The organism is Lachnoanaerobaculum sp. ICM7, from assembly GCF_000287675.1.
Classification (GTDB): domain Bacteria; phylum Bacillota; class Clostridia; order Lachnospirales; family Lachnospiraceae; genus Lachnoanaerobaculum.
In genome coordinates this window covers 23,728-49,677 of the sequence record NZ_ALJL01000020.1, presented here as the reverse complement: position 1 = coordinate 49,677, position 25,950 = coordinate 23,728, and the positions used below count along the sequence as shown (strand labels likewise).

29 protein-coding genes and 1 pseudogene are annotated in these 25,950 nt (G+C 34.4%); 8 read left to right on the top strand and 22 right to left on the bottom strand.

What is annotated here, in order from left to right; genetic code table 11:
* The 5 genes and pseudogenes from HMPREF1140_RS05125 to HMPREF1140_RS05105 form a co-directional block, all read right to left on the bottom strand.
* Window positions 1-305, bottom strand: a pseudogene (locus HMPREF1140_RS05125) (N-acetylmuramoyl-L-alanine amidase family protein); the annotation flags it as partial.
* Window positions 306-895: 590 nt separating this feature from the next.
* Window positions 896-1,666, bottom strand: a complete 771-nt coding sequence (locus HMPREF1140_RS05120) for an ABC transporter ATP-binding protein (RefSeq protein WP_009662828.1) — start codon at window positions 1,664-1,666, stop codon at window positions 896-898.
* Window positions 1,663-2,739, bottom strand: coding sequence for a FecCD family ABC transporter permease (locus HMPREF1140_RS05115; protein WP_009662798.1), 1,077 nt, complete (start codon window positions 2,737-2,739; stop codon window positions 1,663-1,665). The genes HMPREF1140_RS05120 and HMPREF1140_RS05115 overlap by 4 nt, the downstream gene beginning before the upstream one ends.
* A 55-nt stretch (window positions 2,740-2,794) precedes the next feature.
* Window positions 2,795-3,850, bottom strand: coding sequence for an ABC transporter substrate-binding protein (locus tag HMPREF1140_RS05110; protein WP_009662819.1), 1,056 nt, complete (start codon window positions 3,848-3,850; stop codon window positions 2,795-2,797).
* A 142-nt stretch (window positions 3,851-3,992) separates the two neighbouring features.
* A complete protein-coding gene (locus tag HMPREF1140_RS05105) occupies window positions 3,993-4,808 on the bottom strand; it encodes an endo alpha-1,4 polygalactosaminidase (protein ID WP_009662831.1) in 816 nt (271 codons plus the stop codon).
* A 164-nt stretch (window positions 4,809-4,972) separates the two neighbouring features.
* Here HMPREF1140_RS05105 and HMPREF1140_RS05100 point away from each other — a divergent pair, with 164 nt between their 5' ends.
* Window positions 4,973-5,479 carry a hypothetical protein gene (locus tag HMPREF1140_RS05100; RefSeq protein WP_009662810.1) on the top strand — a complete coding sequence of 169 codons (507 nt, stop codon included), beginning with the start codon at window positions 4,973-4,975 and terminating at the stop codon, window positions 5,477-5,479.
* Window positions 5,480-5,488: 9 nt separating this feature from the next.
* Entirely contained in the window at window positions 5,489-5,686 is a 198-nt protein-coding gene (locus tag HMPREF1140_RS05095; RefSeq protein WP_007591857.1) for a helix-turn-helix transcriptional regulator, read from the top strand.
* Window positions 5,687-5,709: 23 nt separating this feature from the next.
* Here HMPREF1140_RS05095 and HMPREF1140_RS13725 read toward each other — a convergent pair whose 3' ends face one another.
* The 4 genes from HMPREF1140_RS13725 to HMPREF1140_RS05075 all read right to left on the bottom strand — a co-directional run bounded on the left by HMPREF1140_RS13725 (window position 5,710) and on the right by HMPREF1140_RS05075 (window position 8,357).
* Complete coding sequence (locus HMPREF1140_RS13725; protein ID WP_242822866.1) at window positions 5,710-5,865, bottom strand: hypothetical protein; 156 nt, start codon at window positions 5,863-5,865, stop codon at window positions 5,710-5,712.
* 230 nt (window positions 5,866-6,095) lie between these two features.
* On the bottom strand, window positions 6,096-6,338 hold the full coding sequence (locus HMPREF1140_RS05085) for a hypothetical protein (RefSeq protein WP_009662807.1): 243 nt from the start codon (window positions 6,336-6,338) through the stop codon (window positions 6,096-6,098).
* Window positions 6,339-6,432: 94 nt separating this feature from the next.
* Complete coding sequence (locus HMPREF1140_RS05080) at window positions 6,433-7,656, bottom strand: sensor histidine kinase (protein ID WP_009662793.1); 1,224 nt, start codon at window positions 7,654-7,656, stop codon at window positions 6,433-6,435.
* Entirely contained in the window at window positions 7,653-8,357 is a 705-nt protein-coding gene (locus HMPREF1140_RS05075) for a response regulator transcription factor (RefSeq protein WP_009662813.1), read from the bottom strand. Before HMPREF1140_RS05075 ends, HMPREF1140_RS05080 begins: the two co-directional genes overlap by 4 nt.
* A 207-nt stretch (window positions 8,358-8,564) precedes the next feature.
* Here HMPREF1140_RS05075 and HMPREF1140_RS05070 point away from each other — a divergent pair, with 207 nt between their 5' ends.
* The 3 genes from HMPREF1140_RS05070 (at window position 8,565) to HMPREF1140_RS05060 (ending at window position 11,559) form a co-directional block, all read left to right on the top strand.
* The gene (locus HMPREF1140_RS05070) at window positions 8,565-9,197 is read left to right on the top strand and encodes a flavodoxin family protein (RefSeq protein ID WP_009662811.1); all 633 of its coding nucleotides are present in this window, start codon (window positions 8,565-8,567) and stop codon (window positions 9,195-9,197) included.
* 137 nt (window positions 9,198-9,334) lie between these two features.
* Window positions 9,335-10,051, top strand: coding sequence for an ABC transporter ATP-binding protein (locus tag HMPREF1140_RS05065; RefSeq protein ID WP_009445948.1), 717 nt, complete (start codon window positions 9,335-9,337; stop codon window positions 10,049-10,051).
* A complete protein-coding gene (locus tag HMPREF1140_RS05060; RefSeq protein ID WP_009662805.1) occupies window positions 10,048-11,559 on the top strand; it encodes an ABC transporter permease in 1,512 nt (503 codons plus the stop codon). Before HMPREF1140_RS05065 ends, HMPREF1140_RS05060 begins: the two co-directional genes overlap by 4 nt.
* A 54-nt stretch (window positions 11,560-11,613) precedes the next feature.
* Here HMPREF1140_RS05060 and HMPREF1140_RS05055 read toward each other — a convergent pair whose 3' ends face one another.
* Both HMPREF1140_RS05055 and HMPREF1140_RS05050 read right to left on the bottom strand, forming a co-directional pair.
* The gene (locus HMPREF1140_RS05055) at window positions 11,614-12,036 is read right to left on the bottom strand and encodes a type II toxin-antitoxin system VapC family toxin (RefSeq protein WP_009662820.1); all 423 of its coding nucleotides are present in this window, start codon (window positions 12,034-12,036) and stop codon (window positions 11,614-11,616) included.
* A complete protein-coding gene (locus HMPREF1140_RS05050; RefSeq protein ID WP_009445945.1) occupies window positions 12,011-12,307 on the bottom strand; it encodes an antitoxin in 297 nt (98 codons plus the stop codon). Before HMPREF1140_RS05050 ends, HMPREF1140_RS05055 begins: the two co-directional genes overlap by 26 nt.
* Window positions 12,308-12,459: 152 nt before the next feature.
* Here HMPREF1140_RS05050 and HMPREF1140_RS05045 point away from each other — a divergent pair, with 152 nt between their 5' ends.
* Window positions 12,460-12,687: a type II toxin-antitoxin system HicB family antitoxin gene (locus HMPREF1140_RS05045; RefSeq protein WP_009662794.1), complete on the top strand. Its 228-nt coding sequence runs from the start codon at window positions 12,460-12,462 to the stop codon at window positions 12,685-12,687.
* Between the two features lie 68 nt (window positions 12,688-12,755).
* On the opposite strand, the gene HMPREF1140_RS05040 is transcribed toward HMPREF1140_RS05045, so the two are convergent.
* Entirely contained in the window at window positions 12,756-13,286 is a 531-nt protein-coding gene (locus tag HMPREF1140_RS05040; protein WP_009662804.1) for a GNAT family N-acetyltransferase, read from the bottom strand.
* 767 nt (window positions 13,287-14,053) lie between these two features.
* Between HMPREF1140_RS05040 and HMPREF1140_RS05035 the strand changes: the two genes are divergently transcribed.
* Complete coding sequence (locus tag HMPREF1140_RS05035) at window positions 14,054-15,676, top strand: malolactic enzyme (protein WP_035619952.1); 1,623 nt, start codon at window positions 14,054-14,056, stop codon at window positions 15,674-15,676.
* 260 nt (window positions 15,677-15,936) lie between these two features.
* Here the strand turns inward: HMPREF1140_RS05035 and HMPREF1140_RS05030 are convergent, their stop codons facing one another.
* The 8 genes from HMPREF1140_RS05030 to HMPREF1140_RS04995 all read right to left on the bottom strand — a co-directional run bounded on the left by HMPREF1140_RS05030 (window position 15,937) and on the right by HMPREF1140_RS04995 (window position 22,705).
* Window positions 15,937-16,929, bottom strand: coding sequence for an SIR2 family NAD-dependent protein deacylase (locus HMPREF1140_RS05030; protein WP_009662795.1), 993 nt, complete (start codon window positions 16,927-16,929; stop codon window positions 15,937-15,939).
* A gap of 34 nt (window positions 16,930-16,963) precedes the next feature.
* Window positions 16,964-17,584, bottom strand: a complete 621-nt coding sequence (locus HMPREF1140_RS05025) for an NUDIX hydrolase N-terminal domain-containing protein (protein WP_009662827.1) — start codon at window positions 17,582-17,584, stop codon at window positions 16,964-16,966.
* Window positions 17,560-18,372, bottom strand: coding sequence for a protein-ADP-ribose hydrolase (locus tag HMPREF1140_RS05020; protein ID WP_009662833.1), 813 nt, complete (start codon window positions 18,370-18,372; stop codon window positions 17,560-17,562). Before HMPREF1140_RS05020 ends, HMPREF1140_RS05025 begins: the two co-directional genes overlap by 25 nt.
* 104 nt (window positions 18,373-18,476) lie before the next feature.
* Window positions 18,477-18,908, bottom strand: a complete 432-nt coding sequence (locus HMPREF1140_RS05015; RefSeq protein ID WP_009662808.1) for an Rrf2 family transcriptional regulator — start codon at window positions 18,906-18,908, stop codon at window positions 18,477-18,479.
* Between the two features lie 72 nt (window positions 18,909-18,980).
* On the bottom strand, window positions 18,981-20,036 hold the full coding sequence (locus HMPREF1140_RS05010; protein WP_009662826.1) for a DMT family transporter: 1,056 nt from the start codon (window positions 20,034-20,036) through the stop codon (window positions 18,981-18,983).
* Between the two features lie 4 nt (window positions 20,037-20,040).
* On the bottom strand, window positions 20,041-21,372 hold the full coding sequence (locus tag HMPREF1140_RS05005) for a putative ABC transporter permease (protein WP_009662802.1): 1,332 nt from the start codon (window positions 21,370-21,372) through the stop codon (window positions 20,041-20,043).
* A 7-nt stretch (window positions 21,373-21,379) separates the two neighbouring features.
* On the bottom strand, window positions 21,380-22,003 hold the full coding sequence (locus HMPREF1140_RS05000) for a methylated-DNA--[protein]-cysteine S-methyltransferase (RefSeq protein WP_009662806.1): 624 nt from the start codon (window positions 22,001-22,003) through the stop codon (window positions 21,380-21,382).
* A 9-nt stretch (window positions 22,004-22,012) separates the two neighbouring features.
* Window positions 22,013-22,705 carry a DNA alkylation repair protein gene (locus HMPREF1140_RS04995; RefSeq protein ID WP_009662822.1) on the bottom strand — a complete coding sequence of 231 codons (693 nt, stop codon included), beginning with the start codon at window positions 22,703-22,705 and terminating at the stop codon, window positions 22,013-22,015.
* A 113-nt stretch (window positions 22,706-22,818) separates the two neighbouring features.
* On the opposite strand from HMPREF1140_RS04995, the gene msrAB reads away from it, so the two are divergent.
* Complete coding sequence (gene msrAB, locus HMPREF1140_RS04990; protein WP_009662818.1) at window positions 22,819-23,949, top strand: bifunctional peptide-methionine (S)-S-oxide reductase MsrA/peptide-methionine (R)-S-oxide reductase MsrB; 1,131 nt, start codon at window positions 22,819-22,821, stop codon at window positions 23,947-23,949.
* Window positions 23,950-24,021: 72 nt separating this feature from the next.
* On the opposite strand, the gene HMPREF1140_RS04985 is transcribed toward msrAB, so the two are convergent.
* Together HMPREF1140_RS04985 and HMPREF1140_RS04980 are read right to left on the bottom strand one after the other, a co-directional pair.
* Complete coding sequence (locus HMPREF1140_RS04985) at window positions 24,022-24,618, bottom strand: DMP19 family protein (protein WP_009662814.1); 597 nt, start codon at window positions 24,616-24,618, stop codon at window positions 24,022-24,024.
* A gap of 115 nt (window positions 24,619-24,733) precedes the next feature.
* On the bottom strand, window positions 24,734-25,942 hold the full coding sequence (locus tag HMPREF1140_RS04980; RefSeq protein WP_009662812.1) for an FprA family A-type flavoprotein: 1,209 nt from the start codon (window positions 25,940-25,942) through the stop codon (window positions 24,734-24,736).
* Window positions 25,943-25,950 lie beyond the last annotated feature (8 nt).

Sequence of the window (25,950 nt, the reverse complement as noted above, 5' to 3'; positions counted from 1 at the left end):
TCGATATCTTTTGCAAGAACCCAACGATTAGCTGCCATAGCTCCATCAGCATTCAAATAGTAAATGCCATCGCCTATTGTAACCATGGAATCTTTAACTATATTACCGTCATCACCTAAATAGTACCATGCGTCACCCGACATTCTCCAAGCTTCATATACCGGATTATTTGCGCTATCAAGGTATTTCCACTCCCCACTTGTACTATCCCATCCTTCTGCATGAACAGTAGTTGTAAAACCTAAAAAACACAGAGTAGAAACTGCCAGTAATCCTGCGTAATTAAGTATACTTTTCTTTTTCATATATCACCTCTATTTTTCTTTTCGTACAAAATAAAATCATTATCTTGTTATCCTCCATGAAATATAAAGAATCTAAAATCGTATTTTTCGCACCTTAAACAAGAGTTTCCTACCTAGCCCATGTAAGTTACCCTTGTTTTTATTCTCAAAATAAGGGTTTCTTACCTAGCCCAAGTAATCTGCCCTTGATTTTATATCCTTTATTTTACCTTTGTTTACCCTCTTGCATAGATAAACTGCCCAATTTAATTTAAAACAATCTTCTTAGTAGAAGAATGAAATTTGTTTATACGAATCTAGCCCTTATCCATATAAACAAAGACTTCATTTTATTGCATTCTTGCTTTGCAAAAAAATGAAAATTTACCCGATTAACCCTACACCTCCTTAATAACAATAAAATTTGATTTTTAAATCCCTACTATTCTACTCTATTTTTTATGTTTTTGGAACTATCAAATGATACTTTGAAAGTTTTTTTCTTAAACTTTTCTTATTTTTTATATTTATAATGTTTTATACAGCTGTCTATAAAGCAAAAAATAGTGCAAATGATAATCTCATTCACACTATTTATTATCCTGTGTCTTTTACAGCTCCGGCATAAAGATTATATTCAGTCTGCCGGTTTTCTCATTTTCTATTATCATTGTATCTATATCAAAAAGCGCCCTAATATTTTCTCTTGTCAGCATCTCTTTCGGACTTCCGACATCAAATATTTTCTTGTTTTTCATCAAAATAATTCTGTCACAATATGCTGCCGCTATATTAAGATCATGTACACAACAAAGTATTGTCAGGCTTTGTCTTTTAAGTATATTCATGATTTGATACTGGTATCCTATATCCAAATGATTTGTAGGTTCATCCAGAAGTATTAAGGATGCTTTCTGGCTCAATGCTCTCGCCAGTAAAGTTCTTTGCTTTTCTCCACCTGATAATGAAAGAAAATGTCTGTTTTCATATCCCGAAAGTCCAACCTCCTTGATATACTCATTTACAATAATTCTATCCTCTTCACTGCTTCCCGAGAAAAGTTTTTGATGTGCAAATCTTCCAAGCATCACCATATCATAAACTGTCATATCAAAATCCACAATATTTTCCTGTTGCATTACAGACATCTTTTTTGCCGTTTTTCTGTTGGAAAGTTTTGACAGATCCTCTCCGTCTATAAATGCCGCACCGCTATCCGGAGTAAATACCTTATAGATATTTTTTAGAAGTGTAGACTTACCGCAACCGTTAGGTCCTACAATACCTACAAGCTCTCCTTCTTTTACGCTTATATCTATTCCGTCAATTATGATTTTTCCGTCAATGGAATAAGTGATTCCCTTTGTTTCCAGCTTTATCATCCTCTTCCTCCGTTATTGGATTTTTTAATCAAGTATAAAAAGAATGGTGCTCCAAAGAATGCGGAAACAACTCCTATAGGCAATTCTTCCGGTGAAATAATAACTCTTGATATGACATCAGCCACCACAAGGAATGTTCCTCCCACCAAAGTTGCGGCAGGTATAAGCCTTGTATGCTTACTTCCGACAATTGACCTTGTAATATGTGGAATGGTAAGCCCGACAAATCCTATTACTCCGCTTATTGAAACGATAACACCGGTAAGCAATGTCGCCACCAATATCATAATCAACTTCAACTTTGAAGTATTTACACCAAGTGTCATTGCCACATCATCACCTAACAGCATCGCATCAAGCATTTTTCTTATGGAATAAATAACTATAAAACAAAGTAAAAATGTAATGCTTACGTATAAAAGCCTTTCCCATGTTGATCCGCTCAGCGAACCCATCATCCAGTACTGTGCGGTTTTTACTTTATCCGAGCCTGTTCTTTGCATATAAATCATCAGATTTGTTGCAGCTCCGAAAAGCGCGGCTACCGCTATTCCTGCAAGTATAAGCTGTGTTGCCGTTATCTTATTTCTTATTTTTGCTATATTAAGCGCAATGATTATAGAAATTACAGCACCTATAAATGCACCAAGCATTGTACCGTAAGGACCGTAAAAAAACAAAGATCCGTACATTATCATAAATACCGCACCTGCAGATGCTCCCTGTGAAATACCGAGTACATAGGGATCTGCCAATGTATTCTTTGTTAAAGCCTGCATTATAATTCCGCAAAGTGTAAGTCCTGCTCCAACAAAGAATGCAACGAATACTCTTGGGAATCTGATATCCCATACTATAGATTCAATACTTTTATCCCATGTGACTTCCACTACTCTCCTACCACTGAATTTATTGGCTAAAAATCCCGCAATGTCCTTAAGTTCAATGTCCACACTTCCTAAAATTATTGATATTACTATTGAAACACAAAGTATCAGTACCATAATTAATATAAATCCTAAATATGTACTTTTTGACTCAAGCGGTAAAAAGTGTTTTTTAAATTTTGACATATTAACTCCTAAAATAAAACTGCCACAATCAGTGACAGCTTTAAATGTTAAAATATTATTTGAATTTATCAGGATAGAATTCATTTGCCATAAGCTTTACGGCATTTGCAGAACCGGCAGAGCCCTGCATATCTGAACAACTTGCACTGTAAATTCTACCTTCCTTTACTGCACGAAGATTTTTTGTGAATTCATTTGTCTCAAGGAACTTCTTCTTTGCCTCAGTATCATGATCATAGTCAAGTATAAGTATTACATCAGGATCTCTTGCAACAACCTCTTCCCATGAAGGAGTTGCCCATCCCTTATCAATATCATTAAAGATTGAAATACCGCCTGCAAGCTTAATCATATCTCCCGGTATTCCTTGACAAGCTGTAAAAGGTGCATCCTCACCCGAGTCATATACAAACACTGAAACAGGGTTTTTATAAACATCTTCACCAAGCGTATTCTTTACTTCTTCTATTGTATTCTTCATAACCTGAACTCTTTGCTCGGCCAAATCACTTACACCGAAGATATGTCCCAGAGTATCATAATCCTTATATACATCTTCCATAGTTGCCTTATCTGAACATGAATATGGGAAATAAGGAATAATATTATTCTTTAGACACCAGTCTACAGAGAAATTGTCATCTGAGAAAAGAGAATCCCATCCTATCATAAAATCCGCATTTAAACTTAGGATTTGCTCCTTAGATGCTTTATTAAGATTTTGTCCGTCAGGTAGAATCTTATTTAATTTATCTCTTGCCGGAAAATCATTTACCGTATCAAGGCATGAACCTCTTGTAAATCCTGCTATATGATCTTCAAGACCTAAATCCAGAAAAAAATCAACCATCTGATCACCGTCTGCTACCACCCTCTTTGGTGCTGAGGTAAATGTCTCTTCCATATTTTGTCCGGCACCCGATCTCTCAAGATTTAAAGTGATTGTATATGGCTCATATTCCTTTTCTGAAGAGTCATTGTCAACCTTTTGTACATCCTTATTTACTGTATATTGATCTCCCTTGGAACCTACAACTCTCTTTTGATTACTACATCCTGCCAATGCAAATAACGAAATACCGATTCCGGCAAATAATGCTATTTTTTTCATTTTTCTCCCTTCAAGTAATTCAAATTAGTATATAAAAATAAAAATTTGTAACAAATAGATATTTTAGCATTCTAATAAATAAAGTCAATATATAATTCTATATTTTTATGCAATATGGCTATACCCCTTTGGGTATTATCAATTAACTTAATTCCAAACTTTTTGCATTATAAAAGTGAAATCCGTTTTCATTGCAAAAGTTTTTAATTTCTCTTAACATACTTTTGTTTGCACCGTATTCTAAAATATAAACTTTAAGTCCCTGTGATTTAACATTTTCCAGATATTTGATGAAGTACCCTCTTTCTTCCATGCTCTTTTCAGTATATGTTTTATGTTCAAAATCTATATCTGTAAATACACATTCCTGATTGACTCCATCAAACATTTCCTTTGCATTTTTTTCATCTATACATTTGCTTACAAATGTATCTCCGCCGTTTATTATAATATTAAGATTATATTTTCGAATTCCCTTAAGTATAGAACAAAGTCCGCCAAATATCTTTTCATTCTCAAACTGATAATACACATCACAGTTATCTATAAAAAATCCGTCAAAGCCTTTATCTGCGATACTTTTCCCAAGATCATCTACTATAAGGTCTTGCCAGTTCTTATCAGATACGTCCATCCATGACTCATCTTTCCAGTTCTCATATGTACCAAGTGTTTTATCTTTAAACTCCTCATAGTATGGACGATAGTTTTCCAAAGCCCCTATATTAAGATAGGCATATATCTTTTTATTTTTCTCATGTAGTTTCTTTATATCATCTTTATTAAATTCAGTCGGTTCAAGTACAAGGACTTTGTAATTATTAAGCTTCATTCCATCTTCTTTGCTGATTCCAATAAATACACCATAATATTTATCCGCCATAAAATCAGCTTTAGCAAAAGCAAAAAGAACAAGACCGCAGACAACAGCCACTACGATAAGCACGAATTTCTTCATAGGAAAACTCCTTTCTATTTTGATACATCCTATTTATATCAATTATAAATGCTTTAATCAAGTATATAATCTTACATAAGGTAAAATATACTTGACATAATGTAATTATAGAGTTATATTGATGATGTAAAACATATATGACATTTTGTCTGGAAGGAGTTTTTATGGAATATTTTATGATTGGTTTATTTTTTGCAGGTGTATTTGGAGTTTTGGCTTTTAATTCAAAAAAGTCGAAAGAAGAATATGATGAAAGACAGTTGGCTGTTAGAGGACGTGGTTATACTTATGCATACTTTACCGTAATGATACTTTCACCTTTACATGTATTCACAAAAGATATTGTATCATTACCTATTTCAAATGATCTCATAAGTGTTATAATACTTTTTATATCAGGTATTGTGCTGAATACTTATATTATTTTTAATGACGCCTGCGGCAGTTATAAAAAGAATAATTATATAAAGCAATTTATCACCTATATCATTATATTTTTATTAAATGCCTACTACTTAATAAGGTCTGTATCAGATCACACATTGTTTAAAGATGGAGTATTACAGTTTAGAGAAGGCATAAATCTTATTGCAGCTGTTGCCATTATTATTTTAGCTTTAAACTTGGTAATAAAATTGATTATAGACAGGTATAAAAAAGATGAGGAATAAGGGAGAACTATGAAAAACCTTAAATTAAAATCCGCCAGAGCTGCCAAAGACCTCTCCCAACAGCAGCTTGCGGATCTGGTAGGAGTCAGCCGTCAAACAATAAATGCTATAGAAAAGGGAGACTACAATCCCACAATTCGCCTATGTCTATCCATCTGCCGCGCACTTGATAAGACTTTAGATGAATTGTTCTGGGAAGAAGAATAAGAGGGTACTTGCCCTCTTATTTTTTAACCTACTTCTTCGCCAAACTTAGATAATGTAATTTTCTTGTATGCATTAGATTTATCATTAGGGTGCTGTTCCAATCCGATGACGGTAATATCGTTTTTTTCCGGTCCGTACACCCAAAAAATCCTACCTGCTCTCGGAGTATTATTTTCCAAATATGACTCCCACACCTTTAATCCATATCTATTTGATAAAGAATCTATCTCATGTGTTTGCAGACCCGGATATCTTGGATTTTCCGACAATAACTTAAGTGCTTTACCTATCTTTTTATATTGCTTTTATTCATCCTTATTTGCAGTTTTATTCTTTACCTTTGATGAGAGATTCTCCCAAAGACTTTTCATCTCAGGTACACCCAATTTTATTTTATGCATATCTCACCTTAGAACTCAGACAGGTCGATTTCATCTGATGTAATCCCGGCTTTAATATTTTCAACTGCTGTATCCATCATATGTAATGTATTCTCAGAAATTCGGAAAGGCTCTCTAAGTTCACGAGGCTCAAGCAGTATTGTACCGTCTTCTTTCTCTTTCACATGGTAGTACTCAAATATACATCCTCTTAAAGTAATCCTTTTCTTTGAATCTAACTTTGCATCATATTCTCTTATACTTGTATTCATAAGTTCCTCTAAAATAAATGCTTAATTTGTGGGAATTCCCACCTGTGTCTATAGAATAACATTATAATAAATCACTGTCAATCTTCACTACTACCTATTTTATTTCCATCCTACACACAAATCCCACATCCTCACCGTTATAAAATCTCACCTTCCATCTATGAAATGCTGCTACTTTCTTAACTATCTTAAGTCCAAGTCCATGTTTTCCTACACTTTTGGTCTCAGCATATGCATTTTGATTCAGCCTTTGCAAAATTTCAGCCGATACCCCGATTCCGCTATCTCCTATCTCCAAAATCGTTTTTTTATTTTCTTTATATAGATTTATATATACTTGGCATCCGTCGGGATTGTGACGAATAGTATTATTTAAAATATTTACAACAGCTCTCTCAAACAGTTCTTCATTTAATAAAACTTCATATTTTTGCATTTCGTCATCTATGTTCAGTTCAAAATCATACTTATACTGTGCGTCAATATCAAGTGAATTTATCGTATTACTTACAATCTTTCTAATGAGTACACTTAGAAAAACCTTAGTTTTTTCAAATCTTTTTGTACCGAAATCCAGCTTACTTGTAATATTTAAATTCTCTACCAAGGCTCTGATACGAAGCCCCTGACTTTCAATAATCTCGGATTTTCTTTTTATTTCATCAATACTGCTTTCTTTAGGAATCATTTGTGCATTACCTAAAATAACAGCAAGCGGTGTTCTGATATCATGAGAAACTCCGGCAATCCACTCTACCCTTTCTTCCTCTATTCTTCTTTGTCTTGCCTTATACATCCTTATCGAAACAAAGATAAACAAAATTATATTAAAAATAAATAATACAGGTGTTATTTCCAAGAATGTCAAAACATTATTTGCATCATATTCCAAAGTATATTTCCATATATCCGCATTCAACTTTCCGACTATAAGCAATCTGTCTTCACTGACTATATAAGTACGTACAGGATAGTCATCCAGATAATACCTTGTAAACTTAGCTACATCCTGTAAAGTATACTTTGATTTTTTTAAAGATTCAGGCATGTTTTCAGACCATGTAATATTTCCGGTACTATCAAGTAAAAAAGCAAATTCATTATTCTTTTGTAACTGTGTACTTTCTTCATCACTTAAAATATATTCACCGCTATTATATGATAAGCTGTCCATTATATCGCTTGCATCCGTATAGTTTATATCTGAGCTTTTGTACATCACAGCCATACAGATTATGAAATCCACAAACAATATGGCTATGGCAAAAACAAGTACCCACAGTATAAATTGTAATCTTCTCTCCGGGCTTTTTCTCATATCTTCTCCATCTTATATCCCAGACCTCTTACCGTCTTTAGAAAAATCGGTTTTGAAGGATCTTTTTCTATCTTTTCTCTTAAATGGCGCATATGCACAATCAAGGAATTTTCAAGTCCGAAACTGCCGTCCGGCCAAAGCTCTTCACAAAGCATATCTGTGGTTACTATCCTACCTCTATTTCTATAAAGAATTGAAAATAATGCAAGTTCTTTGGCTGTCAAGGTTATGACATCTCCATTCTTTTTTACAATACCTCCATCTATAGAAACTCTGCTTTCACCTAAAATAATATCTGATGTGTTTTCATCAAGTGAATAACATCTTCTAAGTACCGCACCGATACGTAGTAACAATTCTTTTGGAAGGAAGGGCTTTGTTATATAGTCATCCGCTCCCAATCCAAGACCGTGAAGTCTGTCTTCATCCTCATCTCTTGCCGACAGGAAGATAACAGGAAGTTTTGGAAATATGCCGACTCTTTTTAATTCCTCATAAAAATCAAATCCGTTTCCGTCACCAAGCATTACATCAAGTAAAATAAGATGAATCTGAGTGCTGTCTATTTTCTCTCTTCCTTTCTTTAGATTATCGGCATATTCTATATCAGTATATCCGTCACTTTTTAAAATATCTCCTAAAACCTTTGACAGTTCTGTTTCATCATCTATTATCAGGATTTTACAATCTTTCTTTTCCATATATACTCCTAAATTATTTTGTTTTCTTATTATATCGCATTTAAGTAAAGTCGCTATATAAAAATACTTTTCTTAATGTAAACATAATGTGAAGATAATCGGATCAAATTGTTCTTAGAATAAAACAAGATTTATACTTGTTGTCCGGAGAGACTTATACTATAATGTTTCACTATAAATTTGCTCAAATTTTCAGGAGGAAAATCAATGAAAGTCTTATTTGTAAACGGCAGCAGTCACAAAAACGGTACTACAATGCAGGCTGTAAAAGAAATGCAAAAAGTATTTGAATCACAAAATATAGAAACCGAAGTGATTCAGCTTGGAAATAAGCCGATACAGGACTGTATACAATGCGGATACTGCTACACACATGCTAAATGTGTATTTAATGACGATGTAAACGAGTTTATAGAAAAGGCAAAGGAAGCTGACGGTTTTATCTTTGCAACACCTGTATACTATGCTCACCCTTCAGGAAGAATACTTTCATTTCTTGATCGCGTGTTCTATGCGGCAGGAGGTATTGAAGAAAATCCTTTTAAGTTTAAGCCGGGGGCATCTGTTGCTGTAGCAAGAAGAGGCGGAACAACAGCATCTTTTGATGTGCTCAATAAATACTTCGGTATTACTCAGATGCCGATAGCAGGCTCAACCTATTGGAATATCTCACATGGGGCAGTAGCTGAAGATGCCGCTAAAGACCTTGAAGGAATGCAGACAATGAGAAATCTTGCAAAAAACATGATTTGGATGATGAGAAGCTTTGCACTGGCAAAAGAAAACGGTATCCCTTATCCGGATACTAAAAAAGACGTACATACAAACTTCATAAGATAAAACCAAGCGATATGGGATATTCCATATCGTTTTTTAGTTTCAAGTTTAAACTCTTAATGTAATCATAATGTAGAGATAATCTTCCTTTAATCTTCAGTTATTATCATACTCACATATCAAGCAAAAGGAGAAAAACAATGACTGATACAATACTTGAAACAAAAAATTTATCTAAAAAAAATCGTGTACATGATTTATCCATGAGTGTACCTAAATCCTGTGTATACGGATTTCTTGGACCAAACGGAGCGGGAAAAAGTACTACATTGAAAATGATTTTAGGACTTATAAAGAAAGACTCGGGAGAGATTAAACTCTTTGGTGAAAAAGTTTCAAACAAGAATCTTTTAAATCTGCTTCATCAAACAGGTAGTCTTATAGAAAATCCCGGCGGATACCCTCATTTAACAGGACTTGAAAATATGCAAATCATAGCAAAGTTAAAAGGTGTCAAAGAAGCTGAAATAGAAAAAGCTCTGAAAACAGTAAGACTGTATGAACAAAGAGATAAAAAGCTTGCCGCTTATTCACTCGGTATGAAGCAAAGGCTCGGTATCGCTATGGCACTTCTGGGAAATCCGAAATTACTTATATTGGATGAGCCTACAAACGGCCTTGATCCTGCCGGAATAATGGAGATAAGAAAACTAATAACTTCCCTGCCTAAAGAAAGAGATATAACTGTAATTATCTCAAGCCATCTGCTTAATGAGATAGAACAAATGGCTGACTATGTGGGTATTATAAATCACGGTCAAATGCTCTACCAAGGAAAGCTGTCAAATCTTGAATCATCAGGTCAGAGTTTGGAGCAGATTTTCCTTAAGCTTACCGGAGAAAAGGAGTCATTATGAAACAAATCAGCTTAAACAAGTCACTATCCATTGAATTTACAAAAAATAAATTCCTGATTTCATTATCATTATTATTTATTGTAACAGGACTAAACTATTTCTACATCTCATATGGAGATTTACCTAAAGGACAGGAATGGCAGATGATTTTCAGTTCGATTCCGTTTTTGAATACAATGTTGATTTCCATTATGATGTCGGTACTGGCAAGCAGATGCATTGATATAGAAAATAAAGGAAATATGTGGAATACTCTTCCTACACTGGAAAGCAGGAAAAAACTCTTTTCTTCCAAACTTTTATTCGGCTTAATACATATAGCTTTATTTTGTTTTATACAGACAATAATAATTTTATATTTAGGTATTAAATTTATGATTGGTGGAGGATTCCCAATCTTTGCATTACTTCAGACTGAATTTGCAGAGATTATTTTCGGAATGATTATATTTCAGCTTCAATGTCTGCTGTCATTAAAGTTCAGGAATCAATTTGCAGCACTTTCAATCGCATTCGGAGGCACACTTGCAGGTGTATTTATTGCTTTTGTAAGTAAAGCGGCACTTACTCCATGGTCCGTACTCTTTTCTTTAAGTACAGTTACTATGGATTATGACTCTGCTACAAGAGATATGCTGCTTTCATGGAATGCAATAGATATAAAAGCGATATTTATAAGCTTTTTATATTTCTTTGTTACATATAAGCTTAGTCTATCCGTATTTAATGATCCTGAAACAGGTAATTTTAAGATTGCTCATGTACATAGGAAAAGCAAAAACGCTCATACACTATTGCCGGCCGAACTTATCAAGATGAAGAGAAACCCTGTATGGATTCCGTTTGCATTGATTCCGTTAATATCTGCCGGCATCGGTATTATAAATTTCCTTTCAAATCAAGGAGTATTATCATTTGACTGGGCAGCCCTTTGGACACAGGAGTCATTATTTTTAGGTTTGTTTTTCTTATCACCTTTAATTGCCATACTTGCAAGCCTTGATTTTCGTATGGAACATCTTGGAACCAACTGGAATATAATGCTTACATCAAGCTCACGCTTCAAAGTATTAAAGGATAAATGGCTTACTGTAGCTGTCATTTCAACTGTTTGTATGTTATGGATTGCATTTATCTATGTTGTTTCAGGAAAGCTTATCGGTATTACCGGAAGCATACCGAATGAATTCTATTTAAGAATCCTTGCAAGTATACTTTGTATAATTGCCGTTTCAAGTTTTCAGTGTATGCTTTCACTGATAATACCTTCATTTGCAATACCTGTAGGACTTTCCTTCCTTGGAAATATTTTAGGACTTCTCCTCACAGTAAAGGGATTTTTCTATGCAACACCTTTTTCAATGCTTATATACTCTATGGGCAGCACAAATATAACCGGTGAAATAAATCTACCTGTTGTAATAATAACTTGTTTACTTTATATTCTTATATCTTTTGCTATAGGATTACTTTATCTGAACAGAACCGATATAAAAACGGGAAGGTAGAGGAATATTTAACAAAAATACAGCCTTGATACTTATTGAGATTGAGGCTGTATTTTATTTGAATATTCGGTAAAATTCATCCGGTGTTACTGCCGGAACTTCAGAATTTTCAAAGTCTCTAATATTACAAGTAATAATATAGTCCGCTCCGATATCCTTTGCACATTTATCTTGTAGGCAATCTTCAAAATCTGAAAAAGAATCATTTTCTATTGCAGAAAGAATTTCTGATTGTGTGGCAGATGCAACTGTAAAAATCTCACATAAATCTTTTAAGCTCTGTCTTCTTTTACAATCATCCCATTTTCTAAGCACATACCAAATTGTAGGTAATGTATGAAAGGCAATATACCCAATACATTCTCCTGTTGCACATAATCTAACAATATCACAAGATTGTTGACCGTATATTGCATCTCTATTTGTCAAATAATTTAAGAGAACATTTGTATCAATCAACAATACCATACTTTTCATTCATTGCCTCCTCTCTTTCTTTATTAAAATCAATTTCTTTTTTATTTTCTCTTCTTATTGCCTCTAATCTTTCAAATGCTTCTATTTTTCTGTTATTATTATTGCTTTGATCTGCTAAAGGAGCTTTTATAATAAAAGGAATACTTCTCTCTCTCAACGCAGTTCTTGTAAATGTCTCATAGAAAGTTTGCTTAGTCTGTCCCATTTCATCAAGCATATTTCCTAATTCTTCATAAATTGAATCTTCCAGTCTAATACTTATAGTCTTCATAGCTTTCTCCTTTTCCTATTTTGACTCAATTATCTCATTATTTGAGTCAAATAGCAAGCTATACATTTCAAATCATCAAAAATAATATTGCATATATTTTGTGTTGTTCAATCAACTTTAATAATATACAATATAGATTAGGAGGGACTCATATGAATAATACTATTATGTATAAAGGATATATAGGAAGCGTTGAATTTTCTGAAGAAGACTGTATTTTCTTTGGAAAAGTTCTAGGTATAAGATCGTTGATCTCTTATGAGGGTGAAAATGCTAAAGAACTGTTAGATGATTTTCATGGTGCTGTTGATGACTATCTTGATATCTGTAAGTCCGAAGAAACTTTAAATAATTCTGCTGCTGCCAAGATAAACATATAAAATGTCCCCACATCAGATTTTTTATCCGGTGTGGGGTTATACTCTTTTATCTATTATTGTTATTGTATCTATTTCTCTCTTAAATCGAGATACATCAAATCCGCATCTATATACTCACCTTTTATTTTTGAAAAAGCAGGCATTTGTCCGATTTTTACAAAACCGAACTTTTTATAGAGGCTAATCGCACGGATATTATCACTCCTTGTATCGAGGTTTATTATTTCTATTCCGTTATCTTTTGCAAAAGAAATACATTTTTCTAAAAGTGCACTTCCAATTCCGCTTCCCCATTCCGATTTGGCTACACTGATAGCAAAGTTTGCTCTATGACTCATTCTTCGCTTCATACCGCTTATATTTGCACATCCGACTATATCATCATTTTTCCATGCAAAATACATCACAGACCTCGGATCTGAATTAATTCTTTCGATAAATTCTTTCTCTACCTCAAGTGCATCTCCTATACCTTCTTTTCCGAAGCTTAGATTATCGGTTTGTGCACCTACAAACTTTGTGTATTCAATCAGCTTAGCTGCATCTTCAGGTTTTGCTTCTTTTATTATTATGTTTGCTTCAGGTGTAAATATACTCATTTTTTCTCCACTCCTTTACTCTTCCATCTCACTTTTATCATTATAAAATAAGAATAAAAGCTTATCTTTAAATCTCGGGTAAAAGGATAAATAATAATCCTTACTTGCTTCCTTCACTATTTATTTTTTGCATACAGACTTCTAATTTTTATATTGTACTTTATCTGAAAATCATTGTAAACCGTCCGTAACAACTGTAAGTAGAATATGTTATGAATAAGGAAAAAACATCGCTATCTTTTTTGATTATCTTAAGTGCTTTTATGGCATTTACATCTTTGTCAACCGATATTTATTTACCTGCTATGCCTTCTATGCAGGCGGATTTAGGAGGTCGTGCGGAATTGACTGTAACAGGTTTTGTTATCGGATTTGCACTTGTTAATATAAGCCGGCTTCTTGCCATATCAACTTCTCCGGCCTTTATTTTTTCTGTGATTTTGGCTATAATGGGAGTAACACATTCATTTGGACTGTTAGGAATTGTTATACCTATGTTTTTGGTATTCAGTATGAACGGAATCGTTGCGGCATGTGCAAATGCCGCCGCACTAAATACTGTATCAAGTGATATGTCAGGTTCTGCCGCAGCCCTCTTAGGATCCCTCCAATATGGAAGCGGCGTTGTACCGTCAGTGCTTTTGGCTGTATTTGCAGATAAAACTGCGGCCACTATGACAATTATTATTGCAATTTCAATTTTTCTGTCAGCATTAATGGCTTGGTTAGAAAGAGAAAAATTATCGTGTACAAAAGGAGGTATTATTATGACTGCACATGATATTTTAAATAACCCTTTCCTTAATAAAGGAACTGCCTTTACATTGGAGGAACGTAAAAAACTTGGGCTGATTGGACTGTTGCCGCCTTATGTTCAAACTATTGAAGAACAGGCGGCGCAAACTTATGCACAAATGCAAACAAAGGTAAATGATTTGGAAAAAAGAATTTTTTTGATGGAAATCTTTAATACAAATCGTACACTTTTCTATTACCTTTTTTCTCAACATTTGGAAGAATTCAATCCTATTGTGTATGACCCGACTATTGCAGATTCTATTGAAGGTTATAGTGATCTCTTTGTAAATCCTCAGTACGCCGGATATTTGGATATTAACCACCCTGAAAATATAGAGGATACTTTAAAAAATGCGGCGGGTGAACGTGAGATTCGTTTGATTGTTGTAACAGATGCAGAAGGAATACTTGGTATTGGTGACTGGGGAACAAACGGTGTGGATATTTCTGTTGGAAAATTGATGGTTTATACTGCTGCAGCAGGGATCGATCCTTCTATGGTGCTTCCTTTAGTTATTGATGCAGGTACTAACCGTGACGAACTTCGGAACAATCCAAATTATTTAGGAAATCGTCACGAACGTGTCCGTGGTGATCGTTACTACAACTTCATTGACCAATTTGTCAAAACTGCAGAACGTTTATTTCCTAAGCTCTATCTTCACTGGGAAGATTTCGGTCGCTTAAATGCTGCAAATATCCTTGAAAAATATCGTAAACAAATTCCAACATTTAATGATGATATTCAGGGTACAGGAATTGTAACTTTGGGAGGTATCTTCGGTTCTCTTGATATTACCGGTGAAAAATTAACGGATCAAATTTATCTCTGTTATGGTGGCGGTACTGCCGGAGCAGGAATTGCCTCTCGTGTTTTACGTGAAATGATAAATCAAGGTCTATCAGAAGAAGAAGCCTATAAACGCTTCTTTATGGTTGATAAACAAGGTCTTCTCTTTGATGACATGGAAGACTTAACCCCTGAGCAAAAGCCTTTTGCCAAGAAGCGTTCAGACTTTGCTAATGCAGATAAGTTGACAGATCTTTTGGAAGTGGTGAAGACAGTCAAGCCGACTATTCTTGTAGGAACTTCAACTCAACCTAATACTTTCACTAAAGAAATTGTAGAAGCTATGTGTAAGAATACCGAACGTCCAATGATCTTCCCTCTCTCAAACCCTACAATTCTGGCAGAAGCAAGTGCTAAAGATTTAATTGAATGGTCGGACGGAAAAGCATTTGTTGCAACGGGAATTCCTTCCGGTACCGTTTCTTATAAAGGTGTGGACTATATTATTGGCCAGGCTAATAATGCCTTGATCTATCCGGGTCTTGGACTTGGTATGTTGGCCTCTGAAGCAAGTCTTTTGACAGATGAAATGATTGGAGCAGCCGCACATTCATTGAGTGGTATTGTAAATCCCGGGCAAGCCGGTGCACCTGTCTTACCACCATTTAAGTATGTAGCCGATGTTTCTATTAAAGTTGCCGAAGCGGTAGCTAAAAAAGCACAAGAACAAGGTCTTGCCCGTTCACAAGAAACAGATATGGCAAAAGCGGTTCATGACTTAAAGTGGTACCCGAACTACTAAAATATTAATTAAATAACACAGGAATGAAGTGTACTAAGCCTGATTCTATACTGCTTAGTACACTTTTTTTAAAATTTAAGAAAAGATTTGCATAAAGATATTATTAACTTCTGTTGATTTGATGGGGTACACTTCTGTCATTAAGAATTTCCGGATAAAAGACTTCTCCATAATTTAAACAGGCATATATCGCTTTTTGATTGTCATATGTCATCTGCCAAAAAGGATATTATATCTGTAATAAAGTAGCCTTATAACTATTACTTTTCTTTAATCTGTGACAGAATTTCACCAATATCCCCGTCAATACATATACTTCTATCATTTATCTTCTCAGGGCAGAAGGCTTCTCCATAATTTAAACAGGCATATACCGCCTTTTTATTGTCATATGTCATCTGCCAAAAAGGATATTTTATGATAACAGGTGTATTTGCTCCTACTCCAAGTTCCAAAAAGAGTATATGCAAGTTTTCATGTCTTCTTATAAAATCAGCATAATTACTTGAAGCATTATGCCAGCCTTCATCCTCTACGAAAGTATCATCAGCTCGAAGATTTGTAGTCACATTATCACCGGTTGGAGTCTTCGGTATAAGGTCAGTAGGTATTTCCATAATAATCTCTCTATCATTAGGTACTATAAATACACCGCTCTCATCTTGAATAAATCCCTGTGCTTTTAAGGCTTTTTCTACCCACTCCTTATTATCAAAGGTAACTTTACAATCCGGATTTGTACTTTGAAAAAGTCCGTAATCTCCCTGAGTGTAGAAAAGTCTTTTCTTATCAAATCCTGCTCTTTGAAACTGATGGTCTACATTTGTGGTAATTACAAAATAGTCCTTATCCTTAACCAAGTTAAATAAGTCCTTATATACAGGTTTTGGCGCATCAACATATCTGTTAAAATAAATATGCCTTGCCCACCATGCCCAAAATATCTCTTTTTCAGGAAACGGATAAAAACCGCCTGAATATATATCTTTTATACCGAAAGCCTTTCCAAAATCAAAGAAATACTTATCAAATCTCTCACCGGAGTATGATAATCCTGCAGATGTGGAGAGACCTGCACCGGCTCCAATCAAAATTGCATCACAACTTCTAATTTCATTCTTTAATCTTTGTAACTGCTCTTCTCTGTCGCCGGTTCCATAATTGACTCTGCCCTTAAAATACTGTATTGCAGCTATTCCTTTGCTGATAGACTCTCTGTAACCGTCAGATATTTTTAAAACTTCAATATCCATAGTTCTGATCCTTTCTGTGAATTTTCTAAAATAATTAATCCAATAATGTTTTCCAATTATCTGATTTATAAGCCTCAAAACACATTTTGATTTGTTCTACAGTATTTTTCTCTGTTGCCAGTTCAGGTAATTCTGATATTGAAAAATAACGATATTCCGTCGTTTCATTATTCTCTTCAAATTTACCACCAATTACAGAACATTGGACAAAAATTTTACATATTCCATATGCATAGACGGGTAGATTATGTTTTGATCTGTCTTGAATCGCTATTACTTTCTCTGTGATAACATCCAACCCTGATTCTTCCTTAACCTCTTTTACTACATTTTCGCCTACTGATACATTAACATCCACCCATCCTCCGGGTAAAGACCATTTGCCGTCATTTTCATGTACAAGAAGAATTTTTTCATCTTTAAAAATGGCGGCTCTGGTGTCAAGTTTTGGTGTCTGATAACCACTTTCATTGCAGAAAAGATCTTTAACTTTCATATTTGGAATATCTGTCATAAATGAAACTATTTCTGCAGAAATATCTCTAATCCTCTGATATCTTTCTTTATCATATATATCTTTACAATAATTAAGACCTATCTGTGCCAGACTTTGTAATTCTATTGCCCACTTTAACCAACATTCTTTTTTATCCATAGTTCCCTCTCGTAATATTTCTTATCCTCATCCTTAAATACATTAAATATTATTCTATCAATTTTGCCTTGATTTTCTTTTAACCATTCTCTTACAGTTGCTACTGCAATTTCTGCCGCCATTTTATTCGGAAAATGAAATACTCCGGTAGATATACAGCAAAATGCCACGCTTCTCAATCTGTTTTCAACGCAAAGATCTAAAGTGTTTTTATAACAGTTTTTAAGATCTTCCTCATTCCTTTTGCTAAGTCCCCCTTGTACAATAGGGCCGACTATATGAACAATCTTTTTTGCGGGAAGATTGTAAGCATCTGTGAGCATAGGAATTGCTGTAGGTTGTTCATAATCCCTGCCATAACGAATCCTTAGCCGGTTCATTTTTTTGTTACATTCATTTCTAAGCTCCACACCGGCAAATGTATGTATACAATTATCAATACAGGTATGCATAGGAATAAAGCAACCGAGCATCTGTGAGTTTGCAGCATTAACTATTGCATCCACCTTTAACCTTGTAATATCTCCCTGCCATATAGAGATATTATCTTCCACTGTATCTATATCCGAAAGATATACTATACCGTTTTCATTTATAGCTTCTCTAAGATATTCATCTTGTATTTTTAATACCTCAGTATTCATTTCCCTTGGCATTCTGATATTCATAAGAGAACGCAGTATTCTTTTCTTCCCTTCTGTATCTACAGGTACTTTTAAGTTCTTATACTCTACGGAATCTTCTTTAAAAGCTTCTATGAGATAATCAAGTCTTTCATTTTGATTCATACTTGCCTCCTTCAAAAACAGAACACATGATAGTTGTAATATAAAATATTACATCAAACTTGTCAATACTTTATATTAAAAAAGATGCCTGTTATAAGCATCTTTTAGTCTTTAATCTCTTTAATACCCTTTTCAATATCCAAAAGAGTATAGCTTTTCATCTTGTTTTCCATCGCTTCCTGTATTTCACTAAGCTTACCGTCCAATATTCTATGTATATTTTTTCCCACAGGGCAAGCAGGATTCGGCTCCTCATGGAAATGAAACAGTCCCTCTTCTTTGACTGCTTCAACCGCCTTATAAACATCGTAAAATGTTATCTCAGACGGATCTTTTAAAATCTCTATACCTCCGGTTCCTCTGACTACATTTATAAGCCCGGCTTTCTTTAACTGAGAAAGAATGTTCCTGATAATTACAGGATTTGATCTTATACTGCCTGACAGAAAGTCACTGGTTATCTTCTCTTTATCTTTAAAATATTCTACACATGCAAAAATATGTAATGCTATTGTAAATCTGCTGGATATCTGCATTTGTATACTCCTTTTTTAGTAAAATAATATAACCTATTTAATGTAATGTCAACATTTACATTAAATATAAATCTACACACCCGTCTCATGCATCCTCTTATGCTCCACACTGTTTATATAATCATCATGACTGTGAGAATGTTTTTCTTCTGAAACCAAATGAGAGTGAGTATGCTCATGCTTAATTACATGCTTATGTGTTGAGCCGTTATGTGTATGAACAATCGTATGTATATGGTAATGAATATGATTTTTTAACATCGTATCATATACAACAATCACGCTTCCTATTATCATAAATATAAGTCCGATAAAATAAACTTCTGTCAATCTGTCACCGTCTACCACAAATGATAAGAATGTACCTATAAAAGGAGCTATTGCATAATATGCACTTGTTTTTGCGGCTCCCAAATCTCTTTGTGCCCTGATATATAAAAATATACTGAGACCATATGCCACAAACCCAAGCAACATTGAAATCAAAATATATTTTATATCCGGTATCCACTCCCCAAGTATTATTGCAATTATAAATGAACCTGTACCTGAAAATATTCCTTTTAATATTACTATCTCATAAGTACTCTTTTCCGAAATCATTCTTGTACAGTTGTTTTCAAGTCCCCAACAACATGTTGCAAGTATTACAAACAATGAGCCCAAAGAGAATTTAAAACTTTCGCTTCCTTCAAATGATAGAACTATGCTTGATAATGTAATAAATCCTATGGCAAGCCACAGCCTTGATGTTACAACCTCTTTGAATATCAAAAGAGCGATGAGTGTGGTCACTACGATTTCAAAGTTTCCAAGTAATGATGCATTTGAAGCCGAACCTATATTTATTCCGATCATTAAAAATATAGGTGCCAAAATATCAAGAACAATCATCCCTAGAGTATATGGCAAGTCTGTCTTTGACAGCTTTTCAATATTCTTCTCTCTTTTTGAATTAAACAGATACATTATACCTACACCGATACCGGCTCCCAGATACAAAAATGAAGCCATAAATGTCGGTGTAACATTTTTCAAAAGTACTTTAGAAAAAGGAGTATTTATCGCATAGAATGTTGCCGCAAGTAATGCCATAATTACAGCCATACTTTTTTTGCTCTTTTTCATATATCTACTCCTCCAAAAAATTCATATTCGGCCAAAGCTTTCTTACCACTTTATTTGGATATTCATCATCTATGAACTGCTCTATCACATTCCTTGCTTCAGGGTGTTTTTTTCTGTCTGTAGTCCTTATCATCACCATTGAAGTAACCGTTCCGTTACAGATAAAAAACAGCGCTATAAATACTGCAAGGACTGAACCTGTGACAGGCGGAATTTTCTCTATAAACTTTGAAAAAGGAGGGTATATAAATTTAAACCATACCAAAGCCACTATGCCCCAAAAGAACATAAACAAAAGATTTGTTCTGCCGTCAATATTAAAAGGCATATGTGAATAGTCCCAAAACTTCATACCGAAGAATACTTCAGTAAATACGGAGCACAAGTATTCAAATACTCCTCCAAAAAAGAAACCTGATATAAATATAGACAGATTATTCTGCCTTTTTACTTTTGAAAGTGCTAAAGTAAGTATTACCGCACCCAGTCCCCACACAAGGCTGAAAGGTCCGAGTACAAAGCTTGAGCGTCTCATAAGTTCATGGCCTACAATAAGTACATATATGGTTTCTACGATATCTCCGATAAGTGAGGATATAAACAGCACCCAAATAAGCTTAGCGGCATTTATTCCTCTTGCAAATATAATGCCCTGTTCTTCAAGTAATTTATCCGCATCTGAAATACCTTTATTGCTGTCTTCAAAATCATCTGACAAAAGACTTGGGTAAATTTTATAAATTCTCTTCCAGATGTTTTTTGAAATCCATTCTCCAAAAGTATTTTTTCTCTTGGCTATATTGCTGTCCATACTTTGCATAGGGTATTTTCTGACAAAAATATATGTAAACACAATATCCGAAATCAGAAGCAGTAAGAGAACAATGGCAATTATATTTACTATTATTCTTGGAATCAGCGATACCAAAGAAAATATAATAGGCTGTAAAGTTTTTAAACAGGTAAAACATACAGCTGTTATAATAATCGCATTTATTAAACTAATCTTCAGGTTCTTACCATATCCCAGCCTTTCAGGGCTTATTTCCTTTTTTAAAAGAAGCCTTTGTGAGAAGAACAGTCCTAACTTATCCAGTATAAAATAATCTATAAAAGCCATCATAAGCATTCCGTAATAGCTGACATTTTTTCCTGATGATACTATTATCATCAAAATCATAATTAAGGCAGGACATATAAGAATCGGAATATTTAAAACACCTGTATTTATATACTTTTGTTCTTTTAAACTGTATATGACCGTATTCAGTACCCAAGCCAAAAGCCCATATATAAAGAAATATATAATTAGGTCCGCACCTCCAAATAACTTCATAAGACTCCTATTCTAAACCATACTTTGATAAATCCACTTTATTATCTTTAACTTCTATTCCCTCAGCCTCTAAAAGCTTTCTCTGTTCACCGATTCCTCCAAAGGCAAATTCAGGTGCAAGCTCACCTTTTGAATTGACTACACGAAAGCAAGGAATATTGTCAGGATCCGGGTTTTTATGAAGAGCATTTCCTACCGCTCTTGACATCTTTTTATTTCCCGCCATCTCTGCCACCTTGCCATAGGTTGCAACCTTGCCTTTAGGTATTCTCTTTACCGCCTCATATATCCTTTTTGTAGGTGAATCCGTTACCAAATCATAGCTTTCGGCAATCATCCTCTTTATATCATCTTCCTTTATACTGCCGTCAAGTATTATAGTATTCCAATGCTCCTTATTCTGATGATACCCTGGAATTACTGAAGCATATGTACTTCTCCAAAAGTCTCTCCACGCAGGGTCAACTTTTACATTTAAATTTACAAAACCGTCTCTTTCATAAATACAAAGAAAGGCTTTCTTATTGTCCTTTACTCTGATCAGTTGCCAATCCGCCTTTCTAAAGGGCTTATCCAAGTATGTATTTTCAAATTCCAGCCCGAAACTACAGGCCTCCTCTCTTGTCCTCAATAAAACACCTTATCCCTTCTTTACTTTCAGCTCTTTTAAATAAGTTTTTCTTTCTGTACTTATTCTATAACTTTCCACCGCCTTTTGTATAGCCTTATTATGGGTCCATATATCAAGCCTTCTGTTTTCAATAAAGGGTAGTACACTCTCATACCGCTTTACCAGTGCCGTTGCAAAATACCAGGCAATCATCATATTTACATAGTATTCATCTGACCTTATATTTGAAACCGTCTCGAGGTAACTTATATCGAAATCCTCATCCAAGAAATGTTCCATAAGCATACCGATACCGAATCTAACAGTATATACTTTATCAGATTTTAGCCATATTTCTATATAGTTTATCAACTCCTTATGATATTTTTTAAATACTTTCGGTGAGAGCTGGTCACAAGTCGCCCAGTTATCTACATAAGGTAAAAATTCATTCACTTTATCAACGCAGCTCTTAAAATCCTTTATTTCAGATACAATAAATGCATGAAGCTGATTCTCATCAAAATATTTATGTGGTAATGAATGCAAAAATTCTTCGATATCTTCTCTTTTAGCAAGTTGCTTGGCATACTTTCTAAGTTCAGGTGTTCTTACCCCTATAAAAAGACTCTTATCAACCGTAGGTATCAACTTACTGTTAAAATCTCTATACGCTGTATCCTGCATTTTAAATAATTCATTTCTTATTTCATCCAAAATCATATCACACCCCTTTTAAAAGTTTTACCAATCCTTTACCTTGTAAGTCGTATTATAATATATATCATTACCAAATCCAATATATTGGAAGTCAAATATAATAGAAAGGAACAAAAATGAATAAAAACAAATTACTTTTGATAATACCGGTACTTTTAGTAGTAACAGCTGTATATGTTTTTGCCATGTATTTTAAAAACAAAGATAAGACTCTTACAAATGACGATACAACCGAATTTACAGTTAATGATAATAATACTGTAGATTCAGTAAAGCTTAAAGAAATCTATCTTGCCGGAGGATGTTTTTGGGGACTGGAAGCATATATGCAAAAGATTAAAGGTGTTGAGGATGCCGTAAGCGGATATGCAAACGGTAAAACCGATAATCCAAGCTATAAAGATCTACATACAAGCGGTCATGCTGAAACTGTAAAAGTTGTATATAATCCTGATATGGTAAGTCTTGAAGAACTGCTCGAATATTATCTTCGTGTAGTAGACCCCGTAAGTATTAATAAACAAGGTAATGATACAGGTACTCAGTATAGAACCGGGGTTTATTATACAAATAATTCGGAAAAAACTATAATAGAAAAAGTTTTAGCAAATGAACAAAATAAGTATGATAAGCCTATAGCAATAGAAGTACTCCCTCTACAACAATTTTTTATTGCAGAGGAATATCACCAAGACTACCTTGATAAAAATCCCGGTGGATACTGCCATATAGATCTGTCTCTTGCAGACAAACCGCTTTCTGATAAAGATATATCAAAAAACAATGAACCTGAAATAGATGCTTCAAAATATCCAAGACCTTCAGATGATGAACTCAAAAAACAGCTTACAGATGAGCAATACCAAGTTGCTATTAACAGTGATACTGAAAGACCTTTTGCAAATGAATATTGGAACAATTTTGAAAAGGGAATTTATGTAGATATTACAACAAAAGAACCACTCTTTGTCTCAACAGACAAGTTTGAATCAGGTTGCGGTTGGCCAAGTTTTTCAAAACCTATAAATGAGGATGTAGTAAAATACAGTGAAGATGACAGCTTCAATATGAACAGAACAGAGGTAAGAAGCAGAAGCGGTAACGCCCACTTAGGTCATGTTTTTGATGACGGTCCAAAAGAATCAGGTGGCAAAAGATACTGTATCAACAGTGCATCTCTTGAATTTATTCCATATGAAAAAATGGATGAACGAGGATATGGATACTTAAAATATCTGCTTGAATAATATATTTTAAAGGCTGAGAATACATGTAAAAATGATCTCAGCCTTATCTTTACTTATATATTTTCTATACCATTAGACAATCTTATTATAATATCCCTCAAATACAAACTTATCAGGATGCTCTTTTATATATTTCATCTCGAATGCATAGTCATAGTCATACAAATCGTATACAACACTGTCGGCCTTATCCAAAAGTTCCTCAAAATTTTCACTCATTTTATCCATAGCTTCCCATCGCTCTTCTCTGTCAAATGGAATCTTTCCTCCAAACAGTTCTACAATCTTTTTGAAATTATCAGCCAGTTCTTCCATGCCGAACTCCTTAAGTCCGTTTAGGGCATCTTCCCATACTATTCCTGTAGAGTTGTCAAAAAACTGAAAATGTCCTCCGTTATTTACTTCCATAAAATACCATGATATTGCGTTAAGATATCTTTGCTCCAATGTGAAATCCTTGGCGGAATTTAAGTACTTCTCATATGAACTGTAAATATCTACAGTCCAGTATATCGGATCCAAAATATCCCAAAATTCATCCGTTTTTTCAATATCCTCTACAGTTATTTTTGCATAGGTTTTTCCGGCTATATCTTTATCAAGTTCCTTCTTACTGTTATGCACAGTTGTAGCATTCTCTTTATTATCAAAGTTGTTAAATGAGTTCATACTACTCCTCCAATAATATTTTATTATCTGGTCATATTCTTAAACCAAAAATTCTTTTTGTCAATATAAAAAGGTCGGAGAATACTCCCCGACCCGAAATTATAATTATATTAAATTATTTTTTATTAAATGAAGCAACAAGAGCGTCTACCAATGCATCCATATCACTTTCATTGTTCTCTCTGTATGAAGATGTTATATTCACTTCATCATCCAAAATATCCATATGCTTCATCTCTTCAAGCTCTGCCTTCATCAAATTTCCTGAATTTGGTGCCCATGAGCCGTTTTCAACTATGGCACATGTTCTCTTTTGCAGATTGAGAGCCTTAAGATCCATAAGGAAGTTGTGCATCGGAGGGAATATTCCAAGATTATATGTCACAGATGCAAGCACCAAATGGCTGTATTTGAACAAATCCGAGATAAGATAGCTCATATGTGTACTTGAAACATCATAAAGTCTTGTCTTTGTAATACCTTTTTCACAAAGCTTTCTTGCTAAAACTTCTGCAGCGGCCTCAGTATTTCCATACATAGAAGCATATACTATCATTATACCCTTCTCTTCAGGCTCATAGCTTGCCCAGTGCATATATTTGTCCAAGATATAAGGAATATCTTTTCTCCAAACCGGACCGTGAAGCGGGCAGATATACTTAATAGGCAGAGTAGAAGCCTTTTTTAATACCTGTAAAACCTGCGGACCGTATTTTCCGACTATATTTGTATAGTACCTTCTGGCATCATCAAGCCATTCTTTATCAAACTCTACTTCATCAGCAAAAAGTTTTCCGTCAAGTGCTCTGAATGAACCGAAGGCATCTGCCGAGAAAAGTACACCGTTTGTAGTATCAAAGCTGACCATTGCCTCAGGCCAATGTACCATCGGAGCCTTTACAAATGCAATTGTATGTTTTCCGAAACATCTGCTGTCGCCTTCTGTAACTTCATCAACCTGCTCAGGTCTGATATTGAAACCGAACTGACGAAGTATCATAGCCGCCTTCTCAGTTGTAATAATCTTCACATTCGGCCAACGAAGTAAAATCTCAGGAATAGAAGCCGCATGGTCAGGCTCTACATGGTTTATAAGTAAGAAATCCAAGTTTCTCTCACCTAAAACACCTTCTACATTGTCAAGGAACTGTCTTCCGACCGACCAGTCGGCTGTATCTACCAGAACTGTTTTTTCATCCATTAAGAGATATGCATTATAAGATACTCCATGATATATAGGATGAATATTTTCAAAAAGACTTAATCTATGGTCATCTCCACCTACCCAATACAAATCATCTGTAACTTTACGGTAATTATACATACTCTCCT